The sequence below is a fragment of the Chitinophaga sp. genome (assembly GCF_035564935.1).
Classification (GTDB): domain Bacteria; phylum Bacteroidota; class Bacteroidia; order Chitinophagales; family Chitinophagaceae; genus Chitinophaga.
On sequence record NZ_DATMTE010000761.1, the window covers coordinates 1 to 11,006 of the forward strand.

An 11,006-nucleotide genomic window follows, 5' to 3' on the forward strand; every position below is an offset into this window, starting at 1 on the left:
ATCTTTTTTATGACTAAGTTTTATACAGCTTTTACCAGGAAATAGCTTTTGCCTTTTTGCAGCAAAATGTATTTATCTCTCAGTAATGAAGAGGTATTTACGATCATATCAATACCCGGTACTTTTATTTTGTTCACGCTCACGCCACCGCCCTGTACTGTTTTACGGGCTTCGCTTTTGCTGGGAAAAATACCGGTTTCAGCGAGCAGGCTTACAATATCCTTACCTGTTTCCAGTTCAGCTCTTGGTACCTCAAACTGCGGAACACCATCCATCACATCGATCAGATCCGATTCAGAAAGAGATACCAGTAATTCGGCAGTATTTTTATTGTACAGTATAGACGCTGCTTCTACCGCGAAATTATAGTTTTCTTCACCGTGAATAAATACAGTTACTTCTTTAGCAAGGCGTTTTTGTAACAGTCGTTGCCCCGGATCTTTTCTATGTTCTTCTATCAAAGCTTCTACTTCCGGTTGTTCCATGAAGGTGAATATTTTGATATAGCTTTCTGCATCCACATCGGTTGTTCTCAGCCAGAACTGGTAGAACGCATAAGGGGAAGTGCGTTTAGGATCAAGCCATACGGTTCCCTGTTCGGTTTTACCGAACTTGGTACCGTCTGCTTTTTTGATCAGCGGACAGGTAAATGCGAATGCTTCGCCCCGTGCTTTACGACGGATCAGCTCTGTGCCTGTAACAATGTTGCCCCACTGATCGGAGCCGCCCATCTGCAGTTTACAGTTTTTGGCAGTATATAAATGATAGAAATCGTAGCCCTGTATCAGTTGATAGGTAAATTCAGTGAACGACATCCCGTTGTCGCCTTCGATCCTTTTTTTTACTGAATCTTTGGCCATCATATAGTTAACGGTGATATGTTTACCGGTGTCGCGGATAAAATCGAGGAAGGTAATGTGTTGAAACCAGTCGAAGTTATTCACCATTTCAGCTGCGTTTGGTTTGGCAGCATCGAAGTCGAGGAAGCGCTCCAGTTGGGCTTTAATACCAGCCACATTTTTTTGCAGGGTATCCAGGTCCAGCATTTTTCTTTCTTCCGCCTTAAAAGAAGGGTCACCTACCATGCCGGTAGCGCCGCCTACCAGCGCCAGGGGTTTATGTCCTGCCTTTTGCAGGTGCACCAGTAACAGGATGGGTACCAGACTGCCGATGTGCAACGATTCTGCGGTAGGATCAAAACCAATATACGCACTGGTCATTTCCTTTTTCAATTGCTCTTCTGTGCCAGGCATCATATCCTGTAGCATACCCCGCCAGCGCAGTTCATCTATCAGATTCATGATTTTAATAATAATTTTTGCAAACCTACATAAAATTCGCAGGATTCGCCCATTTTAAGGATTCCTGGCTGGTATAACAAATATCTATGTAAATTTATGAAGAAGGCCGGCCTTTTGCACCCAGCTGCCAGCCGTAGATGAATGTGATAGAATTGTTTCTCACCCCCAAATTAAGTATGTTATGAAAACAGTTGTTATTTTTTTTGCTGTACTGTGTTTTGCTATGCCTGTACTGGCGCAGGATTGCAAGGGATACTACTATCTGCTTAATAATGCAGAAATTGAAATGACCATTTTTGATGCAAAAGGAACCGCCAGTGGAAAAACCATTTATAAAGTGACCAATGTGCGCAGGGATGGGAGTGGAACAGTGTCTGATTTTACCAATACGTTTTACGATAAAAGCAATAAGCAGGTAACTTCCGGGACCGGGCATTTCAAGTGCAGCGGTAATGGGGTGTCAATAGATATGAAAATGAGCGTCCCGGCCATGCCGCAGATGAAAGATATGAAAATGGAAGGAAAAACCAACGCGTCTTTTCTCGATTACCCCTCCGGAATGCACGCCGGACAAGAGCTACCGGGCGGTACTTTTGAAATGAGCGGGAATATGAACGGAATGGAAATAGGGATTAGTTATGTGATCAGCAACCGGAAGGTGCTGGGAAAAGAAAAGGTAACCACCCCTGCTGGTAGTTGGGATTGTTTCAAAATTGCCTATGATATTAATTTTCAGATGAAGATGATGGGACAGGGGATTCCAATGAAGTTGGGTGCAATAGAGTGGTTTGCGCCGGATTTCGGACCGGTGAAAACCTCGTCCGGTAAAGATGGGAAAGACATGGGAGGAACAATGATCACTGCGATTAAGAAATAAGTAAAAGGCCCGTTGTTTTTGAACAACGGGCCTTTTACTTTAACTATTTTTCAGGCATTTGGCCAGGCTATCCCTCCAGTAGGGGATATGGAGGCCAAACGTGCTTTTAATTTTTTCCTTATTCAATACGCTGTATGCCGGACGTTTGGCGGCCGTTTTATACTTATCGGATGTAACAGGGTGTATAGCAGTAGTGGCGTTAGTCATTTCTTTAATAGTTACGGCAAAGTCGAACCAACTGGTAACGCCTTCATTGCTGTAATGATATACACCACCAATGGCAGTTTCGGGGTTGGCTGTTTTGTATTGTAATATATCCAGGATGGCTTTTGCCAGGTCTCCCGCATAGGTAGGGGTACCGGCCTGATCGAAAACAACATTCAGTTCCTGTTTTTCCTGCATCAGCTGTCGCATTCTTTTTACGAAGTTAACCGCATATTCAGAGTAAAGCCAGGATGTCCGCAATATGATGGTATCGGGGTTATAGCCGGTAGCAGCAGCCTCGCCACGTACTTTAGAGGCGCCGTAAATGCTTTCCGGATCTGTTTCGTCATTTTCGGTATAAGGCACATTCTGTTTGCCGCTGAACACATAATCTGTGGATATATGTACCAGTTGGGCATTATGTTGGGCGCATATTTCAGCCAAACCCAGCACTGCCTGGAAGTTCAGCAGGAATGCCTTGTCTTCGTCTTCCTCTGCTTTATCCACTGCTGTATAGGCAGCACAGTTAATGCACGCATCGATCTGCTGCGCGGAAAAATAAGCTGCCAGGGCATCCGCATCGGTGATATCCAGGTCCTGATAATCGGTATATAACAGGTTGAATTGCGGGTAATCGCCTGCTACTTTTTGCAGGGCTTGTCCTAGTTGGCCATTTCCGCCGGTAACAAGAATATTCTTCATAGCAAATGATCAGCTGTTAAAAATGAAATTATGTTGAATGTTTGCCAATGTAGGAAGGATCAGGTCTTTTTCAGAAACAATTGCATCATCCAGGTTGATACCCCAATCAATACCAAGGGCAGGGTCGTTATAAATGATTCCGCCTTCACTGCCTTTATGGTAGAAGTTATCGCATTTGTACATTACCTCTGCCGTTTCACTGATCACCGCATAGCCATGTGCAAATCCTTTAGGTACCAGTAGTTGTAATTTATTGCCGGCGCTCAACTCAATTGCAAAGGATTTGCCGTAGGTAGGGGATCCTTTACGGATGTCTACAACGGCATCAATAATGCTTCCTTCAAGTACCCTTACCAGTTTGGTTTGTGCATAAGGCTCCAGCTGATAATGAAGGCCACGAAGCACACCATAGGTAGAGCGGGCCTGGTTATCCTGCACAAATTTATACCCAATACCTTCAGCGCTGAAGGTATTGGCATTATAACTTTCAAAAAAATATCCACGATGATCTCCAAAAACATTGGGCTCGTAAATTAACAGGTCGGGTATCCCGGTTTGTTGAAAAGGCATGTGTAATAGCTGTAAGTGATGAGCAGATAGTTTTGAACCAACTACTGCACCACTATCTTTTTTGATATTGTTCGTTATAGTATTGTTGGTAGTTTCCGCTGGTAACATTGTTGAGCCAGGTTTCATTTTCCAGGTACCAGTCCACTGTTTTTTCCAGGCCCTCTTCAAACTGGAGCGAAGGCGCCCATCCCAGTTCTTTATTGAGCTTGGTGGCATCAATAGCATAGCGGAGATCGTGCCCTGCCCTGTCTTTCACAAAAGTGATCAATTGGGCTGAGGTGCCTTCGGGACGCCCCAGCTTCCTATCCATGATCTTACACAGTAGCTGGATCAGGTCAATATTTTTCCATTCATTGAAGCCGCCTACGTTATAGGTTTCACCTACTTTGCCGTGATGGAAAATAGTATCAATTGCACGTGCATGGTCATTTACAAACAACCAGTCGCGAATATTTTCACCTTTCCCATAAACGGGTACCGGCTTATTGTTTTTAATATTGTGAATGGCCAGCGGTATCAGCTTTTCCGGGAAATGATGCGACCCGTAGTTATTGGAACAATTGGAGATAACAGCTGGTAAATGATAAGTGTGATAATAAGCCATTACAAAATGATCTGAACTGGCTTTTGAAGCGGAATAGGGAGAGCGCGGGTCATAGGCGGTAGTTTCAAGGAAAAATCCTTCATCTCCCAACGATCCGTACACTTCATCGGTAGACACATGATAGAACAGTTTGCCGGTCATGTTATCTTTCCAGTGTTTCCGTGCATTGTTCAGCAATACTGCAGTACCAAGTACATTTGTTTTGATAAATGCCAGCGGATCCATGATAGAACGGTCTACATGGCTTTCTGCGGCCAGGTGAATCACACCATCAAACTGATACCTGGTAAAAAGCTCATCAATAAAAGATTCTTCTGTAATATCACCTTTCTCAAAAATGTAATTCGGTTTATCTTTTACATCCACCAGGTTTTCCAGATTACCGGCATAAGTAAGCGCATCGAGATTTACAATCTGGTAGTCGGGATATTTGTTGACAAATAACCGTACCACATGAGAGCCAATGAATCCGGCACCGCCGGTGATTAATAATGTCCGCTTCATTCCAAATGAATTTTTACTTTAAGGCTTCTTTAAAATATTCGTAGGTGATCTTTAATCCTTCCTGCCTGCTTACTTTTGGCTCCCAGCCAAGCAGGGTACGGGCCTTGGTGATATCCGGCTGCCGTTGTTTGGGATCATCTTTGGGCAACGGTTGATAAACAATTTTTTGTTTGGAACCCGTTAACGCAATGATTTCCTCTGCAAACTGGTTCAGCGTAATTTCCTGTGGATTGCCGATGTTAACCGGCAGGTGGTAATCGCTTAACAATAAGCGGTAAATGCCTTCCACCAAATCATCAACATAGCAGAATGACCGGGTTTGTTTACCATCGCCAAATACAGTGAGATCCTGGCCATTCAGTGCCTGGCTCATAAATGCGGGCAATGCACGTCCGTCATTAAGTCGCATACGCGGACCGTAAGTATTGAAGATACGGATGATACGTGTTTCCACACCGTGGAAGTTATGATAGGCCATTGTAATGGATTCCAGGAATCTTTTGGCTTCATCATATACTCCTCTCGGGCCAACCGGATTTACGTTTCCCCAATATTCCTCGGGTTGCGGATGCACATTCGGATCTCCATATACCTCAGAAGTGGAGGCTACAAGGATACGCGCCTTTTTTTCTTTTGCCAGTCCCAGAAGGTTATGTGTACCCAGTGATCCTACTTTCAGTGTCTGGATAGGCATCTTCAGGTAGTCGATCGGACTGGCCGGGGATGCAAAGTTCAGTATATAATCGAGTTTTCCGGGAACATGTACGAACTTGGTAACATCGTGATGATAGTATTCAAATTCCGGTAGCGGAAAAAGGTGTTCAATATTTTTGATATTGCCGGTAAGAAGGTTGTCCATGCCAATTACATGAAATCCTTCTTTTATAAACCGGTCGCAAAGGTGAGACCCCAGGAATCCGGCAGCACCTGCAATGAGTATTCTTTTCTTTTCCATACGTCAGGTATAAATAAATAGTTACAGAATAGCCGGTATGCGTCCTACACTTTCGTAATGATAGCCAAGTTCTTTCATACGGGATACTTCGAAAAGGTTCCTGCCATCAAAAATAGCCTGATTTTTAAGGGTGGCCGAAATTTTATGGAAGTCAGGAGTTCTGAATACGCTCCATTCAGTTGCAATGATCAGGGCATCTGCATTTTCCAGGCAGTTGTATTGATGATCAGCGTAAGTGATCCTGTCTCCCAGTATTTGTTTTACGTTTGTCATTGCTTCAGGATCGAAAACGCTTACTGTGGCGCCTTCGGTAAGTAACGCATCAATGATGTATAATGCTGGTGCTTCCCTGATATCATCTGTATTGGGTTTGAAAGCAAGCCCCCACAGTGCAAAGTGTTTGCCCTTCAGATCGTTTTTAAAGAAATTTTTTATTTTAGGAAGAAGGAACAGCTTTTGCGTTTCATTTACATCCATTACGGCATTAAGGATCTTAAATTCATACTGGGCATCTTCAGATGATTTTACCAATGCCTGTACGTCTTTAGGAAAGCAGCTGCCACCATAGCCGATACCGGGAAAAAGAAAACGTTTACCGATACGATCATCACTACCAATGCCCCTGCGTACCATATCCACATCAGCGCCGAGCTTTTCACACAGTATCGCAATTTCATTCATGAAAGAGATCTTTGTGGCAAGGAATGAATTTGCCGCATATTTGGTAAGCTCTGCGGATTTCTCATCCATAAAAAGAATAGGATTTCCCTGTCTTACAAAAGGAGCATACAGTTCACCCATTACTTTTCTGGCCCTTTCGGACGTAGTGCCGATCACTACCCTGTCCGGTTTCATGAAATCATCTACTGCCACACCTTCCCGCAAAAACTCAGGATTGGAAACTACATCAAACGGCGTCTTGCAATTTTGAGCAATGGCGGCGGTTACTTTTTCGGCTGTACCAACCGGTACAGTGCTTTTGTCTACAATCACCTTGTAGTCGGTCATGATTTTACCGAGATGCGCTGCCACATTCAACACAAAGGAAAGGTCTGCGGCTCCATCTGCTCCGGGAGGAGTTGGCAATGCAAGGAAAATTACCTCCGCATCTTTAATACCTTCTTCCAGACTTGTGGTAAAGAACAAACGCCCTTCTTTAAGGTTCCTCTCAAATAATTTTTCAAGACCAGGTTCGTAAATAGTAATCTGGCCTGAAGAAAGCTTTTTTACTTTGTTGGCATCAATGTCTACACAAGTGACATCATTTCCTGTTTCTGCAAAACAGGTACCGGTTACAAGACCTACATAACCAGTTCCTACTACTGTAATTTTCATGTGGGGTGATTATTTTAAAAATGATTTAACGGACTGGATAATATATTCCAGCTGATCGGGATCCATTTCAGTGTGTATTGGCAAGGAAATCACCTTTGTGGTGAGATTATCGGTTACGGGAAGATCAAAAGCTGCACCACCAAAGTGCTCGAACATTTTTTGGCGGTGAGCCGGAACAGGATAATAGATCATTGCAGGAACTTCTTTTTCAGCCAGGTATTTCTGCAGTTCATTCCTGTCTGCGCCATTCAGCTGCAGTGTATATTGGTGAAATACATGGTAACTGTAAGGCGCACGGTAAGGTGTTGTTATCTGGGGCATATCTGCAAACGCAGCGTCATAAGCGTCGGCCACTGCACGGCGCGCTGTAATATATTCATCCAGCAAAGGAAGTTTAATACGTAAAACGGCAGCCTGTACGGAATCGAGACGGGAGTTACAACCTACCACGTCATGATAATAACGTGCAGATTGGCCATGATTGGCTACCATGCGGATTTTTGCAGCCAGGTCATCGTCGTTGGTGAAAATAGCACCGCCATCTCCATAGCAGCCCAGGTTCTTGGACGGGAAGAAGGAAGTACAACCAATATGCCCGATGGTGCCGGCCTTTTTCTTTGTGCCGTCGGCAAAAGTATAATCAGCGCCAATTGCCTGTGCATTATCTTCAATCACATACAGCTTGTGTTTCGCCGCCAGCGCCATCAGCGGTTCCATATCCGTTACATGACCATATAAATGTACCGGCACAATAGCTTTGGTTTTAGGTGTAATTGCCTTTTCTACGGCAGCTATATCCACACAATATGTTTGAGGATCCACATCCACGAAAACGGGTTTCAGCTGCAGCAGGGCTATTACTTCCGCCGTAGCAATGAAAGTGAAAGAAGGAGTTATTACCTCATCACCTGGTTCCAGCCCCAGCGCCATCATGGCAATTTGAAGTGCATCCGTACCATTTGCACACGGGATCACATGTTTTACTCCCAGGTACGACTGTAACTCGCTGCCAAATTGCTGAACCGCACCTCCATTAATGAAAGCTGAACTATCCAGCACTTCGCCGATGGCGGCATCTACCTGTGATTTAATCTTCGTATACTGGCGTTTCAAGTCCACCATCTGAATAGGAACCATATGATCGTATATTTTTATTTTGTTTAAAGTGTGCAAATTTACAAATTTTGGGATTGGCTGGGGATTATCTTTGCATTCAGCTGAAAATTAAGTAAAAGTACGCAGGAGAATGATAGCAAAAGGAATTTATAATGCAGGGCTTCAATTATACAAAGCGGGAGTACGCCTGGCTGCATTTACAGGGAAAACCAAAGCCCGTCGCTGGCTGGAAGGCCGGCAGAACTGGCGGTTGCGCATGCAGCAGGCTGGTGTTGGCACACATCCCGTGATATGGATCCATGCTGCCTCACTGGGCGAATTTGAGCAGGGAAGACCCGTGCTGGAAGCCATTCGTGCTACCTGGCCCTCGTATAAAATGCTGTTAACTTTTTTTTCGCCCTCCGGGTACGAAGTGCGGAAAGACTACAAAGGCGCTGATTATGTGTATTACCTGCCCCTGGATACAAGTGGCAACGCCCGCGATTTCCTGGATATTGTTCAGCCCGCCCTGGCTATCTTCATAAAATACGAATTTTGGTATCATTATCTTACAGCCCTCCATCAGCGGAATATTCCAACCCTGTTGGTATCCGGCATTTTCCGGCCCGACCAGGTATTTTTTAAAGGATATGGGAATATGTTCCGCCGCCTCCTGCAACAACTCACGCATATTTTTGTACAGAACGAAACCTCACTTGAACTGCTTCACGGAATAGGGCTTCAAAACTGCAGTGTTAGTGGTGATACCCGGTTCGACCGGGTAGCAACGTTGCTGAATGAATACCGGGAATTGCCTGAAATTTCCGCTTTTTCCGGAAAAAGCAGGTTAGTTGTGGCGGGTAGCACCTGGCCAGCCGATGAAAAAGTATTGAGCGACTGGTGGAAAGAAAAAGAGGAAACAGACATAAAATTGATCCTTGCTCCACATGAAATTCATGATGGCCATATTCAGTCGGTTCTGGCCCTGTTCCCCGGGGCACAGCTTTTTTCCGGTTTAAAGAACGGGGGAAGTAGCGGGTCGGATGTACTGATCATAGATAACATTGGTATGCTCACCGCGCTTTACCGCTACGCTTTTATTACCTACGTAGGCGGCGGTTTCGGTAAAGATGGTGTACATAACGTGCTGGAACCGGCGGTTTACGGCAAGCCGGTGATCATAGGACCGGAGTTTGCCAGGTATTTTGAAGCGGTGGAGCTGGTGGCTGCAGGCGGAGCGTTGGTAGTACATAATTACAGGAATCTACATACTTACATGGAGGGGCTGCTGGCAAACACGGCATCTTACAACAATATAGCCGCTATTGCTGGAAATTATGTGGGCGCCAATACAGGCGCCACCCGGAAAGTATTGGATTATATTCAGGAAAAGCGTTTTCTCAGCAATGAATAGAAATGCTGCACCAGGTGATTGTCATCTTCCCAGCCCTGTATAATTTTTATTTCACGCTGGATCCAGTAATCCGCCTCCCGGAGATTACCAAATTCATTGATGGTTTTAATGGAACGTTCGTACAGGTCGCGGTCGCCCCGGAACAGCTCCTGGATAAACTGGTATTTATCGTTGATGCCAATAGCCTGCCTTAGGTCGTTAATAGGCATTTCTCCGAGTTTTTGCGCCACTTCTACCTGTTGCTGACGTAAGCGGTCATTTAGTGAGGTATTGCTACTGCCAACAAGTTCATTGAGATCCTTTCTAAGCTCGCCGTTACCCGCAGCGGGTGTGGCTTTTACCGGTGGTACATCATCAAACAGGGTAGCGGCAGGTGCGGGCTTCGGTTTTTCTGCCGCCGGTTGGTTAACCACCAGCGTAGGAATAGGTTGCGCCGTTATTACCGGTTCCGGTTTAGGGGGAACCTGGTTTGCAGCAGGAGGTACTTCTGCGGGTGTTACCGGTGTTGGTGCTGCCTGTTCACCCGTTAAAGGCTCCTCTGCCTTTGCTGCGCGGGTGTTAATATCTTCCGTAAGAATTACCGTGTTACGGGTAGGTACATCATTTAGTCTTGCTGCACGGGCATTCACTTCTTCCGGTTCGGGGGAGACAACGGGTGCTTCCTCCGGTTTATTTGAAGGTAATGTTGTAGTTTGCGGCGCAGCAGCTGCAGGCATTGCTACTGCTACAGGTTGCTGTACCGGCATAATTACCGCGATATTTCCCTGGGTAGATTGTACCTGTTGCTGATGTAGCTTGTTACGTGCATGCAGCACCTCTGCCTGGAGCAATTGCGCGTAATACGAAATTGCTGAAAGCTCAGCCCCGGAATTTTTTAATTCCTGCAGTTTATCAATTAATGCATTAATTTTTTCCATGCCTTAATTGTTAACGGGTTAGTGATGGAAATTATTTTATTTTCATAAAATTAGAATATTTTAATTAATTAGTAATCAAATTAGTATAATATGTTTATTGAACCTTCTCTTGCAGGAGGGCGGAGGGGCTGGATTGAGGTCATTTGCGGCTCTATGTTTTCGGGGAAAACCGAAGAACTGATCCGCCGGCTCAAACGGGTGCGTATCGCCAATCTAAAAGTGGAAATATTCAAACCCGCGGTAGATACCCGTTATGATGAAGGAAGCATTACTTCTCACGACGAAAATAAGATCATTTCTACTCCCATAGAAAACTCCCAGCAGATACTGTTACTCGCCCAGGAGGTAGATGTAGTAGGTATTGACGAGGCACAGTTTTTTGACGACGAATTACCTAATGTATGTGATCAGCTGGCACTTCGCGGGGTACGTGTTATCATTGCCGGACTGGATATGGATTTTACAGGAAAACCATTTGGCCAGATGCCTTTCCTGCTGGCCAAGGCCGATTACATTACCAAGCTGCAC

11 protein-coding genes are annotated in these 11,006 nt (G+C 45.0%); 3 read left to right on the forward strand and 8 right to left on the reverse strand.

The window, feature by feature from the left end; genetic code table 11:
- Positions 1-20: 20 nt before the first annotated feature.
- Positions 21-1,301 carry a tyrosine--tRNA ligase gene (gene tyrS, locus VN105_RS19730; protein WP_325643382.1) on the reverse strand — a complete coding sequence of 427 codons (1,281 nt, stop codon included), beginning with the start codon at positions 1,299-1,301 and terminating at the stop codon, positions 21-23.
- Positions 1,302-1,482: 181 nt separating this feature from the next.
- On the opposite strand from tyrS, the gene VN105_RS19735 reads away from it, so the two are divergent.
- Complete coding sequence (locus tag VN105_RS19735; protein WP_325643384.1) at positions 1,483-2,178, forward strand: hypothetical protein; 696 nt, start codon at positions 1,483-1,485, stop codon at positions 2,176-2,178.
- Positions 2,179-2,217: 39 nt separating this feature from the next.
- On the opposite strand, the gene rfbD is transcribed toward VN105_RS19735, so the two are convergent.
- From rfbD to VN105_RS19765, 6 genes are read right to left on the reverse strand one after another with little or no spacing between them, the layout of a single operon-like run.
- Positions 2,218-3,084, reverse strand: coding sequence for a dTDP-4-dehydrorhamnose reductase (rfbD, locus tag VN105_RS19740; RefSeq protein WP_325643386.1), 867 nt, complete (start codon positions 3,082-3,084; stop codon positions 2,218-2,220).
- A 9-nt stretch (positions 3,085-3,093) separates the two neighbouring features.
- Positions 3,094-3,654 (reverse strand): dTDP-4-dehydrorhamnose 3,5-epimerase, encoded by a 561-nt coding sequence (rfbC, locus tag VN105_RS19745; protein ID WP_325643387.1) that lies wholly within the window; start codon positions 3,652-3,654, stop codon positions 3,094-3,096.
- Positions 3,655-3,706: 52 nt separating this feature from the next.
- The gene (rfbB, locus tag VN105_RS19750) at positions 3,707-4,762 is read right to left on the reverse strand and encodes a dTDP-glucose 4,6-dehydratase (RefSeq protein ID WP_325643389.1); all 1,056 of its coding nucleotides are present in this window, start codon (positions 4,760-4,762) and stop codon (positions 3,707-3,709) included.
- Between the two features lie 13 nt (positions 4,763-4,775).
- Entirely contained in the window at positions 4,776-5,717 is a 942-nt protein-coding gene (locus VN105_RS19755; RefSeq protein ID WP_325643391.1) for a UDP-glucuronic acid decarboxylase family protein, read from the reverse strand.
- Positions 5,718-5,738: 21 nt separating this feature from the next.
- Positions 5,739-7,052 (reverse strand): UDP-glucose/GDP-mannose dehydrogenase family protein, encoded by a 1,314-nt coding sequence (locus tag VN105_RS19760; RefSeq protein ID WP_325643393.1) that lies wholly within the window; start codon positions 7,050-7,052, stop codon positions 5,739-5,741.
- A gap of 9 nt (positions 7,053-7,061) precedes the next feature.
- Positions 7,062-8,189: a DegT/DnrJ/EryC1/StrS family aminotransferase gene (locus VN105_RS19765; RefSeq protein ID WP_325643395.1), complete on the reverse strand. Its 1,128-nt coding sequence runs from the start codon at positions 8,187-8,189 to the stop codon at positions 7,062-7,064.
- Positions 8,190-8,298: 109 nt separating this feature from the next.
- On the opposite strand from VN105_RS19765, the gene VN105_RS19770 reads away from it, so the two are divergent.
- A complete protein-coding gene (locus VN105_RS19770) occupies positions 8,299-9,561 on the forward strand; it encodes a 3-deoxy-D-manno-octulosonic acid transferase (protein WP_325643397.1) in 1,263 nt (420 codons plus the stop codon).
- Here VN105_RS19770 and VN105_RS19775 read toward each other — a convergent pair.
- A complete protein-coding gene (locus VN105_RS19775; protein ID WP_325643399.1) occupies positions 9,531-10,478 on the reverse strand; it encodes a hypothetical protein in 948 nt (315 codons plus the stop codon). The two genes, VN105_RS19770 and VN105_RS19775, sit on opposite strands and share 31 nt — an antisense overlap.
- 90 nt (positions 10,479-10,568) lie before the next feature.
- Between VN105_RS19775 and VN105_RS19780 the strand changes: the two genes are divergently transcribed.
- A partial coding sequence (locus VN105_RS19780; RefSeq protein WP_325643401.1) for a thymidine kinase occupies positions 10,569-11,006 on the forward strand: 438 nt, incomplete at its 3' end.

Bases quoted from the DNA above. Each gene is read 5' to 3' on its own strand.
- tyrS (WP_325643382.1), bottom strand. From the start codon at position 1,301: ATGAATCTGATAGATGAACTGCGCTGGCGGGGTATGCTACAGGATATG.
- VN105_RS19735 (WP_325643384.1), top strand. From the start codon at position 1,483: ATGAAAACAGTTGTTATTTTTTTTGCTGTACTGTGTTTTGCTATGCCT.
- rfbD (WP_325643386.1), bottom strand. From the start codon at position 3,084: ATGAAGAATATTCTTGTTACCGGCGGAAATGGCCAACTAGGACAAGCC.
- rfbC (WP_325643387.1), bottom strand. From the start codon at position 3,654: ATGCCTTTTCAACAAACCGGGATACCCGACCTGTTAATTTACGAGCCC.
- rfbB (WP_325643389.1), bottom strand. From the start codon at position 4,762: ATGAAGCGGACATTATTAATCACCGGCGGTGCCGGATTCATTGGCTCT.
- VN105_RS19755 (WP_325643391.1), bottom strand. From the start codon at position 5,717: ATGGAAAAGAAAAGAATACTCATTGCAGGTGCTGCCGGATTCCTGGGG.
- VN105_RS19760 (WP_325643393.1), bottom strand. From the start codon at position 7,052: ATGAAAATTACAGTAGTAGGAACTGGTTATGTAGGTCTTGTAACCGGT.
- VN105_RS19765 (WP_325643395.1), bottom strand. From the start codon at position 8,189: ATGGTTCCTATTCAGATGGTGGACTTGAAACGCCAGTATACGAAGATT.
- VN105_RS19770 (WP_325643397.1), top strand. From the start codon at position 8,299: ATGATAGCAAAAGGAATTTATAATGCAGGGCTTCAATTATACAAAGCG.
- VN105_RS19775 (WP_325643399.1), bottom strand. From the start codon at position 10,478: ATGGAAAAAATTAATGCATTAATTGATAAACTGCAGGAATTAAAAAAT.